Annotated in this window: 14 protein-coding genes; 8 read left to right on the top strand and 6 right to left on the bottom strand. The window is 68.7% G+C overall.

From position 1 onward, the window contains the following. Positions 1 to 5: 5 nt before the first annotated feature. On the bottom strand, positions 6 to 3512 hold the full coding sequence (locus tag G4D83_RS10095) for a response regulator (RefSeq protein ID WP_163864487.1): 3507 nt from the start codon (positions 3510 to 3512) through the stop codon (positions 6 to 8). A 249-nt stretch (positions 3513 to 3761) separates the two neighbouring features. Here G4D83_RS10095 and G4D83_RS10090 point away from each other — a divergent pair, with 249 nt between their 5' ends. Further along, positions 3762 to 4514, top strand: a complete 753-nt coding sequence (locus G4D83_RS10090) for an AAA family ATPase (RefSeq protein WP_163864486.1) — start codon at positions 3762 to 3764, stop codon at positions 4512 to 4514. A 29-nt stretch (positions 4515 to 4543) separates the two neighbouring features. Here the strand turns inward: G4D83_RS10090 and G4D83_RS10085 are convergent, their stop codons facing one another. Both G4D83_RS10085 and G4D83_RS10080 read right to left on the bottom strand, forming a co-directional pair. Further along, the gene (locus G4D83_RS10085; protein ID WP_163864485.1) at positions 4544 to 7033 is read right to left on the bottom strand and encodes a WD40 repeat domain-containing protein; all 2490 of its coding nucleotides are present in this window, start codon (positions 7031 to 7033) and stop codon (positions 4544 to 4546) included. Positions 7034 to 7232: 199 nt separating this feature from the next. Beyond that, on the bottom strand, positions 7233 to 7619 hold the full coding sequence (locus tag G4D83_RS10080) for a hypothetical protein (protein ID WP_163864484.1): 387 nt from the start codon (positions 7617 to 7619) through the stop codon (positions 7233 to 7235). Positions 7620 to 7897: 278 nt separating this feature from the next. On the opposite strand from G4D83_RS10080, the gene G4D83_RS10075 reads away from it, so the two are divergent. From G4D83_RS10075 to G4D83_RS10065, 3 genes are all read left to right on the top strand, one after another. Next, positions 7898 to 8434, top strand: a complete 537-nt coding sequence (locus G4D83_RS10075) for a hypothetical protein (protein ID WP_163864483.1) — start codon at positions 7898 to 7900, stop codon at positions 8432 to 8434. Positions 8435 to 8449: 15 nt separating this feature from the next. Then, a complete protein-coding gene (locus G4D83_RS10070; RefSeq protein ID WP_163864482.1) occupies positions 8450 to 8986 on the top strand; it encodes a hypothetical protein in 537 nt (178 codons plus the stop codon). Positions 8987 to 9073: 87 nt separating this feature from the next. Then, on the top strand, positions 9074 to 9658 hold the full coding sequence (locus G4D83_RS10065; protein WP_163864481.1) for a hypothetical protein: 585 nt from the start codon (positions 9074 to 9076) through the stop codon (positions 9656 to 9658). A 15-nt stretch (positions 9659 to 9673) separates the two neighbouring features. Here the strand turns inward: G4D83_RS10065 and G4D83_RS10060 are convergent, their stop codons facing one another. Then, positions 9674 to 10789 carry a Gfo/Idh/MocA family protein gene (locus tag G4D83_RS10060; RefSeq protein ID WP_163864480.1) on the bottom strand — a complete coding sequence of 372 codons (1116 nt, stop codon included), beginning with the start codon at positions 10787 to 10789 and terminating at the stop codon, positions 9674 to 9676. Between the two features lie 249 nt (positions 10790 to 11038). Between G4D83_RS10060 and G4D83_RS10055 the strand changes: the two genes are divergently transcribed. After that, positions 11039 to 13378: a hypothetical protein gene (locus tag G4D83_RS10055; protein ID WP_163864479.1), complete on the top strand. Its 2340-nt coding sequence runs from the start codon at positions 11039 to 11041 to the stop codon at positions 13376 to 13378. A 292-nt stretch (positions 13379 to 13670) separates the two neighbouring features. Next, positions 13671 to 14510 carry an SDR family oxidoreductase gene (locus tag G4D83_RS10050; RefSeq protein ID WP_163864478.1) on the top strand — a complete coding sequence of 280 codons (840 nt, stop codon included), beginning with the start codon at positions 13671 to 13673 and terminating at the stop codon, positions 14508 to 14510. Between the two features lie 2 nt (positions 14511 to 14512). Here the strand turns inward: G4D83_RS10050 and G4D83_RS10045 are convergent, their stop codons facing one another. Then, on the bottom strand, positions 14513 to 14878 hold the full coding sequence (locus G4D83_RS10045; protein ID WP_163864477.1) for a hypothetical protein: 366 nt from the start codon (positions 14876 to 14878) through the stop codon (positions 14513 to 14515). Positions 14879 to 14956: 78 nt separating this feature from the next. After that, positions 14957 to 16189 (bottom strand): MFS transporter, encoded by a 1233-nt coding sequence (locus G4D83_RS10040; RefSeq protein ID WP_163864476.1) that lies wholly within the window; start codon positions 16187 to 16189, stop codon positions 14957 to 14959. Positions 16190 to 16356: 167 nt separating this feature from the next. Here G4D83_RS10040 and G4D83_RS10035 point away from each other — a divergent pair, with 167 nt between their 5' ends. Both G4D83_RS10035 and G4D83_RS10030 read left to right on the top strand, forming a co-directional pair. Continuing rightward, on the top strand, positions 16357 to 17244 hold the full coding sequence (locus tag G4D83_RS10035; RefSeq protein ID WP_163864475.1) for a LysR family transcriptional regulator: 888 nt from the start codon (positions 16357 to 16359) through the stop codon (positions 17242 to 17244). Positions 17245 to 17255: 11 nt separating this feature from the next. Further along, a complete protein-coding gene (locus G4D83_RS10030; RefSeq protein ID WP_163864474.1) occupies positions 17256 to 18017 on the top strand; it encodes an SIR2 family NAD-dependent protein deacylase in 762 nt (253 codons plus the stop codon). Positions 18018 to 18190 lie beyond the last annotated feature (173 nt).

Raw genomic sequence — 18190 nt, 5'->3', positions numbered from 1 at the left:
ATGACCTACGCCTTGGGCATCCAGACGCGGATGAGCGAGAGGAGCTTCTCCACGTCCAGCGGCTTGGCGATGTAGTCGTTCGCCCCCGCGGCCAGACACTTCTCCTGGTCGTCACGCATGGCCTTCGCCGTCAGCGCGATGATGGGCAGCTTCTGCCACTCGCTCCGCTTGCGAATCTCCCGCATGGCGGTGAGTCCATCCATCTCCGGCATCATGATGTCCATCAGGACCAGGTCCACGCCTTGCGACACCTGGGCCATGCTGTTCGCCAGCCGCTCCAGGGCCTCCCTGCCGTTGCGGGCGATCTCCACCTTCGCGCCCCGGGGCTCCAGCACGCTGGAGAGGGCGAAGATGTTCCGCACGTCGTCCTCCACCACGAGGATGCGCCGGCCATCCAGCGCCGCTTCGCGATCTCTCGCCACCTGCAACATGCGCTGCCGTTCCGGAGGCAGCTTGGACTCCACCTGGTGCAGGAAGAGCGAGACTTCGTCCAGGAGCCGCTCGGGCGAGCGCGCGCCCTTGATGATGATGGACTTGGAGTAGCGCCGCAGTCGCTGCTCCTCCTCGCGCGTGAGCGAGCGCCCCGTGTAGACGATGACGGGCGGGAAGGAGACCGTCTCCAGCTCCGCCATCTGCTCCAGCAACTCGTAGCCGCTGAGGTCCGGCAGGTTGAGGTCCATCACCATGCAGCCGAAGGTGTTCTGCTTGAGCAGATCCAGCGCCTCGGTCGCCGTGGCCACCCCGTCGATGCGCACGTCCTCGCTCTCGAGCAGCTTCTCGATGCTCTCGCGCTGCCGGGTGTCGTCCTCCACGACGAGCACGCGCTGCACTCCCGGAGTCATCCGCGTCTCCAGCTTCCGCACGGCCTCCATGAGCTGCTCGCGCTTCACCGGCTTCACCGCGTAGCCCACCGCGCCGCGCTCCAGCGCCTCGCGCGAGGCGTCCGTCACGGAGATGACGTGCACGGGGATGTGCCGCGTCCTCGGGTCTCGCTTGAGCTGATCCAACACCATCAACCCGGACTGGTCCGGCAGGTTCATGTCCAGCAGGATGGCGCTCGGCTGGTAGGCGACGGCGGCCTCATACGCCACGCCGCCCCGGTCCGTCGCGACGCAGAGGAAGCCCAGCTCCCGCGCCAGGTCCCGCAGAATCTCCGCGAAGCGCGCGTCGTCCTCCACCACGAGGATGAGCCTCGCCCCTGGGACGAGCCGCTCCCGGTCATCCTCGATGGGCGAGTGGAGCGTCCTCATCGGCGCGTCCACGAAGTCCGGTGCCGGCAGCTTCGCCACGGCCTGGGCGGCCCGCTCCGTCGGCGTGGGGGCGACGAGCTCGCGCTTGGGGGACGCGGGCATGGGCGCGGAGGAGGCGGCGGAGAGCGCCACCGGCACCGTCACGGTGAAGGTGCTGCCCTGCCCCGGCTCGCTCATCACCGACACGTCGCCGCCCAAGAGGCGCGCCAGGTCGCGGGAGATCGACAGGCCCAGTCCAGAGCCGCCGTACTTGCGATGGGTGCTGCCATCCGCCTGACGGAAGGCCTCGAAGATGAGGCCCTGCAGGTGCGCGGGGATGCCGATACCCGTGTCCCGCACGGAGAAGGAGAGCAGCCCCGGGCCCGCGGGCGAGACGTGCAGCGACACCTCGCCCTTCTCCGTGAACTTCAGCGCGTTGGCGAGCAGGTTCCTGATGACCTGGCCCAGCCGCTGGGGGTCCGTCTCCAGCGACTCCGCGCTGGCCGGGTCCACCTTCGTGGAGAAGCCAATCTGCTTCTCGCGCGCCAGCACGTGGAAGGAGCGCGACACGTTCTCCACGAAGCGCGCGACGCTGACGACCTCGGGCTCTATCTCCACCTTGCCCGCCTCGATGCGGGACAGGTCCAGGATGTCGTTGATGAGCGCGAGCAGATCGTTGCCCGCCGACGTAATCGTCTGAGCGAACTTCACCTGCTCCTCGGTGAGGTTGCCCGTCTTGTTGTCGGCCAGCAGCTTCGCGAGGATGAGCGAGCTGTTGAGCGGCGTGCGCAGCTCATGGCTCATGTTGGCCAGGAACTCCGACTTGTAGCGGCTGGTGCGCTCCAGCTCCGTCGCCTTCTCCGTCAGCTCCGTCTGCGCCATGGTGAGCGAGTCGCGCTGCCGCTCCAGCAACTGCGTCTGCGTCTCCAATTGCGCGTTGGTCTGCTCCAGCTCCGCCTGCTGCTGCTCCAGGCGGCCCTGCGAGTCGCGCAGCACGCGGCTCTGCTCTTCAATCTCCTCGTTGGAGGCGCGCAGCTCCTCCTGCTGGGCCTGCAGCTCCTCGGACTGGCGGCGCGTCTCCTCCAACAACTGCTCCAGGCGCGTGCGGTCATTAGCCGAGCGCACCGCCATGCCGACGGACTCCGACACCCGTTGGAGCAGCTCCAGGTCCGATGCATGCACCGGGTGGAGGAAGCCCAGCTCCACCACCGCGTTCACCCTGCCGTCCACCACCGTGGGCACCACCAGCAGGTGCTTGGGCTTGCCTTGCCCCAGGCTGGAGTTGATGGGCAGGTAGCCCTCCGGGACATCGCGCAGGTGGAAGACGCGGTTCTCCTTGATGGCCTGCCCCACCAGTCCGTCACCGGGCCGCGCCTGCGCGCTCGGGTCCAGGAACGAGGGCGGCAGCGCATAGCCCCCGAAGCGGTGGAAGTGCTCCACGCTGTCCGCCAGGTAGATGGCTCCCACCTGGGCATCCAGGTACCGGGCGAGGAACTGGAGGACCTGGTCCCCGAGCTGCTCCAACCGGGGGCCACCTTGAATGCGCGTGGCCAGCAGCGTCTGGCCTTCCTGCATCCAGGCCTGGATGGAGCGCGCCCGGAAGTCCCGCGACGTCATGAACGCGGAGATGCCCACCAGCACCAGCAGCAAGGCGGAGCCCAGCCAGGTGACGACGAGCGACATCGTCGCTGTGCTCTGGAAGGCGCCGCTGCGGTCCGCCAGCAGCCGCCGCTCCTCGTTCTCCATCTGCTCGACGAGCAGGCGCATCCGGTTCATCAGCTCGATGCCTTCGTTGGTGCGCACCCGCGTGAGCGCGGCCTCGGACTGACCCGCCGTCTTGAAGTCGATGGTCGCCTGGAGCTCGGCGAGCTTCGCCTCGACGAGTGGCTTCAGGGCTTCCAGGCGCTGGAGCTGGGAGTCGTTGTCGGACACGAGCTCCCGGATGCGCTCGAGCTGCGCGGGGAGCGCGCGACTGGCGCTGGCGTACGGCTCCAGGTAGGTGCGCTCGCCCGTCAGCAGGAAGCCTCGCTGCCCCGTCTCCGCGTCCTTCAGCGTGGACAGCAGCGTCTTCATCCGCTCGCTGACCTCCATCGTGTGACGGACGAGCTCCGCGGCGCCCGAGTGCGACTCGAGCGAGCGGTAGGACAGGACGGCGATGGCGAAGATGGCGAGCGCGGCGACGATGAAGCCCGCGAACGTCCCGGGCGGAAGCGGCGGTCCGAAGCGCGAGGCGCGCGTGGGCCTGGCCTCGACGGGGGGCTGAGTCTGGAGAACACCTGTCATGAAGAGCGCGTCCAGGGCTGGGGGGCGAGACGCAACGCCGCTCACCTACCATGGCCTCCCAGCCACTTCGTGTTCACCCGGATGCGCCTGCGCACGCGATGTCGGTTTGTTTACGTTGTGCGACACCACCGGGCACACGGGCCCGGTCCGCATCGACTCCGGGTGTTTGCCGCTGTCGCACCCCGTGCAGCCGGGCGTCCCCGCGGTCGTTTCTCTGGACGCCTTGGGACTGGCATAGGCTGCGGGCCGATGAAACTCACCCAGCTGCGTGTCTCCGGCTTCCACTCGCTCCGAGACGTCGACCTGCGCCCGCCCAGCTTGTGTGTGCTGGTGGACACCGAGGAGACGGCGACGCGGGACATCGCCGCGCTGCTCACGCTGATACAGGCGATCTCGGAAGGAAGACTTCAACAGCACCTGCGCGCGTCCGGTGTGCTCGACGGCCTCCAGTCGACACAACCCCTGCGCGTGGAGCTGGACTTCGTCGACAACCAGTATGGCGTGGAGCTGCAAAGGCGGACGGACGGCGCCTGGCAGGTGACGTGGGAGTCGGTGGAGCTCAACGCCGGCGTGTCGGTCCTCCTCGTCGACCCGGACCGCAACGCGCCCCGGGCGGAGGCCTCCTTGCCCGAGTTCGCGCCGCGAGAGCCCTCCCCCAAGCACCCCGACGGGCTCGGTTCGTATGAGCAGGAAGGCTGGTACGTGGGCTACCTGGTGGCGAACTGGCTGTGGTGGATGCGGTGCTTCCTGCGCGACATCCAGTTCGACGACGGCCCGCGCCTGGACGCGCCGACCCTGCACTTCCGCGTGGAGCCCTCCAGGGACCCGCCTCCGAACGCCATCTGGGAACAGGTCCAGGCCGCGCATACCGCCGCGCGCCTGTCCCAGGTCGTGCTCTGCACGCCTTCGGAGTCACTGGCGGAGTCCTTCGACCTCCGCGAGGTCATCCGCGTGGACATGCACGAAGGAGCCGCGCGCTTCACGCCCCTCGCCCCCTCGTAGTCCACCTGAGCCGAAGCGGAGCCCAGCCCTCATGGCGTGAAGCGCCAGACCCGCAGCGCGCCATCCCGTCCGCCCGTGGCCACGAGGTTCCCCCCGGGCCCCCAGGACACGGCCGAGACGGTGTTGTCATGGAAGCCGATGACGGTGGCCGGCAGCGACGGCACGCTCGTGTCCCACACGAAGACCTGCCCGCCTGACCCACCTCCCGCGACGCGGCGCCCGTCCTCGCTCCAGGCGAGTGTCTCCGGCGAGAACGCGAACGGCGTCTGCGCGAGCTGCCTCCCCGTGGAGACCTCCCACAGGGACAAGCCTGGACGCCCACCGAAAGCGAGCTTCGTTCCATCCGGGCTCAAGGCCACGGCCAGCGACGTCATGTCCGCGACGGAAGCGACCGACGTGAGGACCTGCGTCACCGGATCCCACACGTCCCAGCTCTTGTCGAAGTAGGCGACCACGAGCCTTCCTTCCGGAGTCCACGCGACTGACAACACCTGCCGCGAGCCGTCCGGAAAGCGGAACAGCTCCGCGCCGCTCTGCACGTGGTGGACCCGGATGACACCGCGATGGGAGGCGACGGTGGTGACACCCATGGCGCTCGCCACGCGGACGCCATCGGGACTCGGCGCGACCTGGTAGACCTCGAGGGCCGGAGTCGTTTCCCGCCGGATGGGGAGCTGCGCGAGCGTCCCGTCGTCCGCGTTCCAGGCGTTGATGACCCCGTCGTCGCCCCCGGTGAACAGCCGCGTGCCGGCGGTGTTCCACGCCAGCGCGCGCACCGCCTGCCCGCCATGGCCATCGAGGGTCCTGAGCGAATCACCCGCGCGATTCCAGAGCCGCACCCGGCCCTCGTCACCGCTGGAGGCCAGCACCTCACCCGAGGAGCGCCACGCCGCCGCCCGGACCGTGTAGCGGTGCGACAGGACCTCGCGCCGGCTGTAGGACGCCTCACCCGAGTCCACCGTGAAGACGTCCAGCGTCTCCGGCAGGTCATCCACCACGACGAACTGGAGCTTCGTCGGATGGAAGCGAAACGCGTCATAGCCTTGCGCGTTGGGGTCCGTGGTCACCTGGCTGGCGTCCACCACCACTGCGCCCGTGCCCGCATCGAGCACGAACAAACTGCGCGCCGCGGACCCCGCCACGCCGAGCCAGCGTCCATCCGCGCTCCAGTCCACCTGGGTCGCCAGTCCCCAGGCTCCCGCATGGGTGGCCTCCACGCGATAGCCCGCGGTCGAGTACACCTTCACCTCGCCTTGGAAGCCCGCCGCGAAGCGAGTGCCATCCGGGCTCCAGGCGAAGCCCGCCGCGTCCGGCAGCAGCTCCTCCGGCCCTTGCGTGCCCACGACATGGAACTCCACCCACCGCGAGAGGATGCCCACCTGCATCGCGATGCGGACGCCGTCAGGGCTCCACGCCAGCCGACGCACCTTGTCCACCGCCGTCAGCGTCTGGCCCGCGCGCGCTCCGGTGGTGGGATTCCAGAAGTGGACCTCCTTGCTCGCATCCGTCGCCGTGGCCAGCCGTGTGCCGTCGGGACTCCACGCCAGCGCCCGCACGTTGCCGGCCTGCACGGTCCACTCATGAAGCGTGACGCCCGTCACCGCATCCAGCACGGCCACGCTGCCCGTCGACAGCCCCACGGCCACGACTGCTCCGCTCCCGGGCTTCCACGCCACCGAGGAGAAGCGCGCGGGCGCCACCGCCGCCGTCTGGCGCTTGACGCGGCCCTGCGTCGCATCCCAGACGCGCAGCATGCCCGGCGTCGACACACTCCCATCCACGGCGGCGAGCAACGTGCCATCTGGACTCCACTCCGGCGACGTCGGCAACTGCGCCCCCGTGCGCTGCCAGGACAACGCCGTGTCGAGGGCTGGCGCGAAGCGCACCGTGACGACCTTGTCGGCGTCGAGCAGCAGCTCACAGCTCCGGCCCGTCCCCGTACACGCGGAGGTGCCCAGCAGTTGCCAGCCCGAAGCGGGCACGGCCTCCAGCGTGAGCCTCGTCCCGGCGGAGTGCCGGACGGAGCAGGTGCCAGGGCAGTCCACACCCGAGGGCGTGCTCGTCACGCGCCCCTGCCCCACGACCTCCACCTGGAGCCTCCGGTTCCCATCGGGTGGCGGCTCTCCGACGATGAAGGAGAGCTGGGGAGACCACGCGCCCACCGTGGTGGCCGTGTCCACCGCGCGGCACCGTGCCTGATAGGTGCCCTCCCGGGAGATGGGCACGTCCACGCCGGACGTCGCCCCGCTGTCGACCTCTGGAGACTGGGGCAGCGTTCCACCCTGCCCCCAATCGAAGACATAGACGAGCCGGTCTCCATCCGGGTCGTCCGCCGTGCAGCGCAAGCGCACCGGCACCCCGGGCGCCACCTGCGCGTTCTCTATCTGGAGCAGGGCCACTCCGGGAGCACGCGACGAGGGGCCCGGCGGCTTGTCGTCGGAGGTACACGCACCCAGGACACAGGTCAGGACGAGGGAGGCGAAGCGGGCGACGCGCAGGGAAACGAGACGCGAAGTCATGGGCATTCTCCCGCGCGTCCCGGCCCCCCAGATGCGCGTGAGGACCTTCCCTAATCTTCCACTCACGCGGTGTCAAAGCCTGACTGCCGCCCGCCCCGGAGAAGTCCTCTCCGGGAAACCATTGGCTGGCAGCCTCACGAGAAGTTTCCCACGAGCACCGCGACGAGGCTGTCATTGCGTGGTCATGTGGGGGCCCGACTCACGCCAGTCCTTGCTGACGGGAGCCTCCAGCGCCCTTGAAGTAGTCGGCGAGCTTGCCGCTCTCCGGCGACGCGCTGGGACTGCTCATGGCCACGGCGGGCTTGGGGCCGGTGACGACCTCCACGGCCTTCTTGAAGATGAGGGGCAGCGCGGCACCGAGCACCAGGTACTGCCGCATGGGAATCTCTCCGTCCCCCGCGAACCAGGCCCACACCGCGACGCCCGAGCCGACAATCATCAAGGCGGTGATGACCCAATAGGGGGCGGACTTCATGAGCGCCTTGTAGCGCCCCGTGCCCAGGTGTTCCCGCAGTCCGTACCAGTGCAGCAGCTCTTGCAGCGCGCTGCCCAGCATTCCAATGAGGATGATTTGAATGGCGCTCATGTCGGCCCTCCCGAGGTCTGGTCTCCAAGTGGCAGGAGTCCTCTCCGCCGGAATGTGACCTGGAGCAGCCGGGCGCGCGGCCACCCCTCCGTTCGTCAGCCCTGGCGGGCACATCGCCTGGCACAGCTGGCACACGTGTGCCAGGCACCGAAGCCCGTGTGTCTCAGTCCTTTCAGGTGTTTGCCTTTGAGCGGCCTGGGGGAATGCGCGGCATTCGCGTTGCACCTGCGGTCCTGGGCACCAAGACGGTGCTTCTCGTGAAAAAGGACCCGCTGAACATGAAGAAGACTTCACTTCGCGCGTTGTTCTCCGCGCTGCTGCCCGCGCTCCTGCTGGCCCCCTTTGCCTCGGCCGTCGCCGCCGAGCGCATGACCTCCACCTTCGCCTGCTTCCAGAGCACCGAGGACCGGCCCGAGGCGGACTTCGACGGGACGTCGCATGGCGTGCGCAACCGGTCGGAGGGCATCAACTGGCAGTGGATCGACCTGCGCTGCCCCGTCGTGACGGACGCGACGTTCGCGATGAACAACATCTATCAGGTCAACGTCCAGGGGTTCGACGGCCACAGCAGCCACGACGTCTATGCGATGGCCTGCACTTCCTGGAAGTGGGCCACGGGAGGCCGCTGCGGCAACTCCGTGCGCAGCGCGGCAACGGGCTACTACAACGTGACCATGACGAGCGGCTCGGGCGTGGACGCGCTGTACTACTGGCGGACGGCGCCGTGGGACTATCCCTACGTCCTCATCCAGCTCCCGGGCCGTGGCGACGTCGGGTTCACCTCGTCGGTGGGCTACACCCTCTACACGCCGTGAGCTGAGGGCCAGGCCATGAAGAATCGCACCGTCCCCTTCCTTTCCGGACGCGTGCTCCTCGCGCTGGCGGCATGTGCCGTCGGCGCGGCGGGAGCCACGCTCACCCTCCGCTCCACTTCCGCGGTGAGTCTCTCCGACGCGGCACCGCCCGCGGTCCGTGAGGAAGCCACCGTGCGACCTTCTCCGCCGGCCCCGAAGGACCCCGCCGAGGAGCAGCGGCGGGTGCTCGCCGAATACGCGGGTGAGCTCCAGCGACACGAGCTGGAGCCCATCCAACCCGGCTGGGCCGTCCCCACCGCGACGGGCCTCCGCGCCGACCTGGACACATTGCGCACGCGCCGCCCGTTCTCCGTGCTGGGCGTCGATTGCAGGACACGCACCTGTGTCATGACGCTGGAGTGGTCCAACTACGAGCGGGCCACGGAGACAGCAACGGCCCTGCTGCACCACCGCTTCGTGGTGCCATGTGCTCGCACGGTCCTGCTGCCGGAGCCCCCCCAGCGGGACAAGCCCTACCGCACGCAGGTGCTGCTCGACTGCATGAGCGGGTGACGACCGCTGGGAGTCAGGCGCGCTACGCTGGGGGAGTCGGGAGCCAACACGCCAGACTCCCCTGGCGCCGTCTCAGGAGCAAAGCCCTTGACCGCCCAGATCACCGACACGGTCCTCTATCGTGAGCAGACCTTCAGCCTCACCGGGGTGAAAGGCACCGAGCTCTTCATCCCGGGGCGACATGGCCTCAAGCCGGTGGCGCAGTCGACCGCGTGCTTGCGCGGCTTCTTCTGCGGATACCGCGTCACCGAGGAAGGACTGTTCCTCGAGAGGCTCCATGTCGGAGTACACCCGGACGACACGCAGACGGTCCGGGACGGGCAAGGTGCGCCCTTGTTCGGCGATGCGCCCCGGTATGACCCGACGAACGACGAGTGCGCCGTGTACGAGCCGACGCGTGCACGAGTCCCCTTCACGGGGAGCCTGTTGATCGGCACCGACTTCATCCGCGAGCTGGCGGTCCACATGGGCTTCGCGCCCGCCTGGAAGTTGCGTGAGGTCCACGAGCTGACGTTCGAGGAGGGACACCTGACGAGTGCGCGGGACCACTCCAAGGCGATGGCCCACACCCGGGACCAACGCCTCGGCCACCCGCTCAGCCCGGGGTCGTCCGCCAGTCCTCAGGAGATCCAGGCGTGGATCGAATCGACCTTCCAGCAGGACTACGAGTAGCGCGCTCCCCTGAATTCACTCCACCGTGGGCGACGGCGCGTTCACGGGCTCCGGCGGCTCGATGGCCGGGCGGACGATGAGCTGGTCGATGGACGGCCGCTGGCGCCGCTCGAAGGGCGCGAGCTTCACGGCCCGCCCCGTGCGCGCGGACTCCTGGAGCGCGACAATCACCCGGACATCCGCCAGCCCCTCCCAACCCGACGGCTCCGGCTCGCGGTTCTCCAGTATGCACTTCGAGAAGTAGAGCAGCTCCGGCGCGAACTGGTCCTGCTTCTCGAACGTCCGCTCCTCCGTCTTCCCATCGACGGTGATGAAGTGCTTGCGCTCGGAGTCGTACCCGAACCCCGGGTCCGCGCGCAGGTCACCCTTCTCGCAGATGACGCGGTAGCTGGAGACCGCCGACGCCGCATGGCTGATGGCGAACTGGCCCATCCGCCCCTCGGAGAAGCGCAGCAGCGCGAACGCCGTGCCGTCGACGCCCTTGAAGCGTGCGTCCGGGTCTTCTTGCGTGAAGCACACCACCTCCGTGGGCTCGGCCCCGAAGAGGTAGCGCGCGGCGTTGATGGGATACGGCCCCTCGTCGAGCAAGGCCCCGCCTCCCACGTCGGCACGCGTGCGGATGTCACCCGAGCGCGCCTGCTGCGTCATCACCGCGGAGAACATCCGAGCCTCGCCCAGCTTGCCCGAGCGCAACAGCTCGATGGCTCGCAGGTTCGCCTCCTCGAAGTGGAGCCGGTAGGCGACCATCAACCGGACGTCGTGCTCGTCCGCGACGCGAATCATCGCCTCGCAGTCCTCCACCGTCGTGGCCATCGGCTTCTCGCACAACACATGCAACCCCGCCCGGGCGGAGCGCTCGGTGAACTCGCGGTGCATCGTGTTGGGCAGCACGATGTAGACAGCGTCGACCTCCGCATCCCGGCAGACCTGCTCGAAGTCCTCGTAGCCCGCGCGGTGTTCAACACCGTACTGCTCACGCAGCGCCTCACGCTTCGTTCGGTCCGACGAGAAGATGGCCACCAGCTCGGAATTCTCTCCCGCGTTCTGGAATGCCGGGAGGATGGCCACCTGCGCGAGATTCCCCGCGCCCACCACCGCATAACGAATCCGCCGTGAGCCACGCTGAGCCATGGGCACACCTCCTCTGGAGGACACGCTGTGCGCCAGGGCGCGGGGCCACAAGTCCCCGACGAGGCTCCACGCTTTCCGCACGCCTGGTGGGTGGGCGGAGCGACGACCAGGACACCGTGACGAAGACGCGGTGAGGGAAGAAAACGGGGCCATGCCGTTCAGCGAAGGCAGGCCTCGGATTTCGCGGCCCGGCTCCGCCGCTCGGGAGTGCCGTCTGTCGCTTTCGCACCTCCTTCCCCTGGACGACCCATGCTTGGAAACACGCGGTTGACCCTTGTCCTCTCCGTCGTCATGGCGGCGAGCCTCTTCGGCTGCCAGAGCGCCGAGCCCCCCGTGAGTCAGGAGCCCTCGGCGGAGGAGCGCGTCGTCACCTACGGCCACGGTGCCTTCCTCGGCGAGGGCGGAAAGGTCCTGACGGCCGACCTTGGACTGGTGCGGCGCACCCAGCAGGAGTTCCTGGAGATGCTGCGGCGACAGGCCCTGGAGAAAGGCGGCCTCGACCTCGACGGTCCGCGCAAGGTCATCACCAGCCAGGTGGACGACGAGGTCCTCGCCAACGCGCTGTACATCGACTGGCTGAACGACACCCTGCGCACCGAGGACTTCACGCGCATCCGCGCCCTCAACGGGGCCCTGCGCACGCACTACCTCAAGCATCTGAGCACGTCGAAGGTGGAGCGAGCCGAGCAGCACGAGACGAAGGGCGTGGGCGCCGACGTCGCGCGGAAGCTGGAGGCGCAGGGCATCAAGACCTTCTCCATCACCGAGAACAGCGGTGACGCCTACATCCGCGAGTGTGCCGCCGCGGGCGTCCCCATTCCTCCGCCCATGTTCTCCGCGGGCTGGGTCAACCGAGGCGTCATCGACGACGAGTTCATCAGCACCTCCGAGAAGGCGGAGCTGATGCACTACACCAGCACCAAGCCGCCGGGTGTCTGTCTCGCGCTGCCCCGCTATCTGCGCGACGACAAGTCCATCGACCTGCTCGGCGTCATCTGCCTCGGCACGCTCAGCAACAAGGCGTGCTTCTGGGACAACCCCGCGAGCAAGACCTTCATCCGGGGCGTGCAGGTGGACATCAAGGACTTCGTCGGAGGCTATGCCCTCGAAGCCAACGGCCAGGGCACCTGCTCGGACTGCCACGCGGGCGAGAATCCCTTCATCGTCCACCCCGAGAAGCCTCCCTTCATCGGCTTGGACCTGTTCGGGACGGGCTGGTACGAGCCCATCGTCCATCCGAACTGGCCGCAGAACCCGGGCCCTTCTTATCTGCTGGAGGCGGTGTCCTCCGAGGGCCGCTGCGACACCTGCCACCGCGCGGGCGGCTCCGGTCGCCGCTTCCCCGCGCTCTCCAAGGAGCTGCCCGGCTACTGCGCTGTCGTCCTCGAGACGGCGGTGAGCCCTCCGCTGCCCGGGACGATGCCGCCGTACGGCGCGGACCGCTCTCAGTACACCGCGCACGTGGATGCGCTGCGCAAGGCCTGCAAGGCGCCGAAGCCGACAGGCGCGACGGTGCCGGGCAACATCCCGGATGACACGGGCTATCTCTCGCCGCCCGTGGTCATCGACCCGCTGTATGCCTGTGCGACGCAGGTCGCGGTGCGCGGCGCGGTGCTCGACGCGAAGGTGACGCTGACCATCAACGGCACCGACGTGGGCTCGCTCATCGCGCGAAATCCCGACCACGAGGTGTTCAACGTTCCCGCGCTGGTCGTCGGCGACAAAGTCACGGCCCGGCAGGAGAGCGGCGCGGCGGTCTCCGGCCCTTCACCGGAGATCAAGGTCCGCGACCACAAGGTCGACTACCCCGCGGGCCTGCCCGCGCCCGTCATCGACCCGACGCTCATCTACGAGTGCGCGGAGGTCATCTCCGTGCGCCACGTCCCGGGCGCGAAGCTCACCGTCACGGTGAACGGCGGCTCGGCCGTCTCGTCGTCGACCAGCACCGACTGGACAGCCATCCGCCCGGGCAAGACGCCCTTCGTCGTGGGCGACGAGTACAAGGCGGTCATCGGCCTGTGCGGCGACAAGAGCCCGGAGTCCGCGCCCCAGAAGGCCGTGAAGGCGCCCGCGAGCATCCCCGCGCCCTCCTTCGACCCGCCGCAGACCTTCGCCGGCCAGCAGTTGGTGAGCCTGGGCTCGCTGACCAACGGCGCACGGACGAGCATCGACGTGCTGGGCGTGGGCTCCGCGGGCGGCTTCTCCACGCCCATCTCCTGGTTCCCGAACTACGACTTCGCCACGCCCCTGGGCCGGGCCCTGAACTCCGGCGAGGTCCTGGTCGCGCAGCAGAAGCTCTGCCAGGCGGGCCCGCCGAACCAGACGCCTCCGGCGGGGAGCTGCAAGGAGCTGCAAGCGCCGCGCATCCTCCAGCCGCTCGCGGGCACCAACTTCGTCATCGTGTTGCAAGCCATCCCCGGCGCGCGCATCCGCGTCTACGACAGCAGCAACAAGGAGATTGGCGACGGCAGCGGCAACGTCATCCTGCTGAGCCGGAACCTGGTGGCCACGGACATCCTCACGGTGGTCCAACAGGTCGGCAAGTGCACCAGCAGCACCGCCTACCGCATCAGCGTGCGCGGCGGGTAGTCACCCTTCGGAACGTGGGAGGCTCGGGTCTCGCCAGGCAACGGGCGTGGGCCGAGCCTCCCTGCTTCCCCGCCGAAAGCGCCGGGCAAGGCTCCTCTCTCCACGGGGGCATCCGTACCCTAGCCAGAACTGGCACCGAGGGGAGAGCAAGCCAATGCGTGAGCAAGGCCAAGCCAGGGCGGCCATCAACCAGGCGACCAGGGACTCGGAGAAGGGCGATACGCTCGAGCCCATCATCGGGACGACGCGGCCTGGCTGAGTCCCTCGCGTCACATTCCACGGAGGAGACGTCATGGCGGACACACCGATTGCCGTCACCGGCTGCACGGGCCGGCTCGGGGGACGCATCGCCCGTCGGCTCGCGGACCAGGGAGTCGCTCAACGACTCATCGTCCGCGACGCGAAGCGGGCCCCTTCCCTTCCCGGGGCCGAGGTCCACGTCGCGACGTATCGGGACCGGGACGCGCTCTCCCGCGCGCTGGAGGGCGTCCAGACGGCGCTCTTCGTGTCCGCGAAGGAGGCTCCGACGCGGCTGGAGGAGCACTTCGCGTTCATCGAGACAGCGGCGGCGGTGGGCGTGGAGACGCTCGTCTACACGTCGTTCTACGGGGCGGCCCCGAACGCGACCTTCACGTTCGCCAGGGACCACTGGGCCACCGAACAGCGCCTGCGCGAGCAGCGCTTCTCCTCGGTGATGCTGCGCGACAACCTCTACCTGGACTTCCTCCCGATGATGGCCGGGGATGACGGGGTGATTCGAGGCCCCGCGGGCAATGGCCGCGTCGCCGCCGTGGCGCAGGAGGACATCGCCGACGTCGCCACGGCCGTGCTGCTGAATGCGCGGGAGCACCGGGGCCGCACGTACTCGCTGACCGGCCCTCAATCACTGACGCTCGAAGAGGTCGCCGCCGTGCTCAGTCGCAAGCTGGGGCGCCCCATCCGCTACCACGCGGAGAGCATCGAAGAGGCCTATCGCTCTCGTGCCCGCTACGGCGCGGAGCCGTGGCAGGTGGACGCGTGGGTGAGCACGTACACGGCCATCGCGGCGGGCGAGCTGTCGGAGGTGACGACCGACGTGGAGCGGCTCGCGGGACATGCGCCCACGCGACTGGAGGACCTGCCTGTGACGTAGGGCTACTTCGCGGGCTTGTGAGCCTTCACCACCTTCCGCAGCTCCTCGGTGATGCGTTCGAACTTGCCCACCTCGTCGAAGCCCTCGCAGGTGGGGCGGTGCTCGACCTCCTTCGCGCCAGGGCTCGGGATGACCCAGAGTCTCGTGCAGTCACAGCGCAGCCCGGCGAGCAGCTTGCGTCCCTTCTTCGCGCGCAGCTCCGCGACCCAGCACGAATCCGCGCAGCCACATGAGCGGTACTCCAACACCTGGGATTTGTCCTCCCAGTCGAGCGTGTAGAGCGAGTGGTCCGCCACCACACGACCTGGAAGCACCAGGAGGGCGAAACCCACCAGACCTGGCCACGACACGGCACTCCGCTGCTTCATGGTCCGCCCTCGGCCTCTCAGCGCGCCCGGGAGCGGGCACGCACGGGTCTGAAGCATAGCCCCTCGGGCTGTCGCGGCTCAGCGCCGAGGTGCGGGTGGGAAGCCGTGGTGCTTCGCCAGCCAGACGACGAGCAGCGTGGGCACCAGCAGGATGACCAGCAGCCAGGGGAACGCGGTGGCGCCCAGCGTCTCCAGAAGGACGCCTCCGGCGATGCCACCGCCCGCGATGGCGATGTTCCAGGCGGTGACGATCATCGACTGGGCGACGTCCGCGGCCTCCCCCGCCGACTTCGCGGAGGCGGTCTGGAAGAGCGTGGCGGCTCCGCCATAGGCCAGCCCCCAGATTGCCACCCCCACGTAGACCACGGCGGGAGTGCTCCCCCACAAGCCGAGCGCGAACGACACTCCCAGGAGCAGCGCGGTGCTGACGAGCACCAGCTCGCGCAGCCACCGGTCAATCAACACACCGATGACCCAGATGGCGACGAGCGCGAACACGCCAAAGACAAGCAGGACGACGTCGATGTCCTTCGTCATGCCCGCCGGTGCGAGGAAGGGCGCGATATAGGTATAGAGGACGTTGTGCGCGAGCACGAAGGCGAGCGTGGCGAACAACACGGACCGGATGCCCGGCAGCATGAAGACCTTCGAAATCGACAGGTGACGCTCCCCTCGCTGGCCTGGGAAGTCCGGGAGCCGGGCGAACACCCAGCCCACGAGCAGGAGGGACAGGACGCTCATGATGCCGAAGGTGACGCGCCACCCGACGGCGGCGCCCAGGAAGGTCCCCGCCGGGATTCCGAGCGAGAGCGCCAGCGGAATCCCCACCATGGCGACCGCCATCGCCCTGCCCTGCTGGTGCTCCGGCACCATCCGCGCCGCGTAGCCCGCGACGAGCGCCCACAAGAGTCCCGCGAACATGCCGGCGAAGAACCGCGCGCCAAGCGTCAGCACGAAGTTCGTCGACACCGCCGTCACGGTGTTGACGACGGCGAAGCCCAGGATGGCGAGGAGCAACACTGGCCGCCGTCTCAAGCCCTGCGTCGCGGCCGTCAGCGGTATCGCTGTCAGCAGCGTGCCCAGTGCGTAGAGCGTGACGAGCTGGCCGACCAGCGCCTCCGAGACTTGAAGGTCCGCGCTCATCCTCGGCAACAGGCCCGCGGGCAGCGCCTCCGTGAGCACGGTGATGAAGGCCGCCATGGCCAGGGCGAGCAGCCCGGCGATGGGCAACCGCTCGGACTTCTCGGGCGTGTCGTCAGTGGAATGGAGCGCGGGCGCCGCCTGGGCGCGGGTCGGGGTCGTGGAAGTCATGAAGGCCGCCAGTCAGCGAAGGGGAAGGACGGGTGACCTGCGCCCTCGGGCGAGGCGACGCCCGTCGACGTCGATGGCGGAGACAATAGATTCGGTGGCCACTCACGACCATCGGGCTACAGTTCCGAGCACATCGGACAGAACTGTCCGCAATCGAGGTGTGACGCATGGACAGCCTGGGTTCGCTCAATGCCTTCGTGCAGGCCGCTGACGCGCGCAGCTTCACGCTCGCGGGGCGGCAGTTGGGGGTGTCTTCATCGGCGATTGGCAAGGCCATCGCGCGACTGGAGGAGCGGCTGGGCGTGCGCCTCTTCCACCGTTCCACGCGCACCATCACCCTGACGCCGGAGGGCTCGCTGTTCCTGGAGCGCTGCCGCCGCATCTTCTGTGAAATCGAGGCCGCGGAGCTGGAGCTGGCGCAGACCCAGGGCGCGCCGCGAGGCAGGCTGCGCGTGAGCATGCCCATCGTCGGAATGCTGATGATGCCCACGCTGAGCGCCTTCATGCGCGCGTATCCCGATATCGAATTGGACCTCGACTTCTCGGATCGGCTCGTCGACGTGATTGACGAGGGCTTCGACGGCGTGGTCCGCGCGGGCGAGGTGAGCGACTCCCGGCTGATGGCGCGTGTGCTGGGCACCTTCCGGCTCACGCTCGTCGGCTCGCCGGACTACCTGGCGCGGAAGGGAACGCCGCGAAAGCCCGAGGACCTGAAGTCCCACGCGTGCCTGCACCACCGCTTCGCGAGCAACGGCAAGCTGGAGCGCTGGCCCCTGCGACGAGGGCGCAAGGAGCTGGAGCTGCCGACGACGGCGGTCGTGAACACCATCGAACCGCTCATCTTCATGGCCGAGCAGGGACTTGGCATCACCTGCCTCCCGGACTTCGCCATCCGCCGGCAGCTCGCGGACGGCTCGCTCGTGACGGTGCTGGAGCAGCACAGCCAGCACCAGGGAACGTTCCGGATGCTGTGGCCGTCCAGTCGCTACCTGTCTCCCAAGCTGCGAGTCTTCGTGGACTTCATGGCGAAGCACCTCTTCGCCGGCAGTCGCTAGACTGGCTCGACATGCGCACCGATGAGACGACGTTGCAGCGACTTCGCGAGCGGCTCCAAGCGGGCGCCTGGCGCCACATCGTGGTGCTCACCGGCGCGGGTATCTCCGTGGCCTCGGGCCTGCCCACGTACCGGGGACCTGGTGGCCTGTGGACACGGCCTGGAATGGAAGAGGTTCCGGACGCGGAGCTGTTCGCGAGAGCGCCTTCGCGCATCTGGAAGCTCTTTGGTTCGCTGCGGGGACTCGTGCGAGACGCTCAGCCGAACGCGGCGCACCTCGCGCTCGCGGACTGGGCACGCGGGCTCTCGGAGGACCAGCGCTTCACGCTCCTGACGCAGAACGTGGACGGGCTCCACACTCGCGCGGGCAGTCAGGAGGTGGTGGAACTGCACGGCTCGCTCTTGCGCACCTGCTGTTCCCAACCGACGTGCACGCAGAGCCCCTTCGAGGACATGTCACAGCCCGACGAGGCCCCGCCGTGTTCCGTGTGCGGTCACCCTCTCCGCCCCGACGTCACGCTTTTTGGAGAACCTCTCCCCGTCGACGCGGAGTGGACGGCCAAGAAGGCGCTGCGCGACTGTGACCTCTTCCTCGCCATCGGAACGTCTGGGAGCGTCGCACCGGCGGCCAACTTCGTCCGGGGCGCGAAGTACGCGGGAGCCTGGACGCTCCTCATCAACCTCACGCCCATGGAGCCTCGCCATCCTGACTTCGACGTCGAGGTCCTCGGGCACGCCGAGAAGATCCTCCCCGCTATACTCGGACACACTTGAATGAATTGCTCCCTTCCATTGTGTCTTTCACTTGTCCTGCTGACGGCCTGTGCCAGCAGCCCGAGCCGCTCCGGCCGTGGAGACCTGCGTCTAGACACGGACACCGCCGCGCGTCTTCGCCACGCCGCTGCGATGACGAGGAGCGCGACAGGCTCCGCCGCTACCCAGGAAGT

Origin of the sequence: Myxococcus eversor, assembly GCF_010894455.1 — a bacterium.
GTDB lineage: Bacteria > Myxococcota > Myxococcia > Myxococcales > Myxococcaceae > Myxococcus > Myxococcus eversor.
This window is presented reverse-complemented; position numbering and strand designations above follow the sequence as displayed.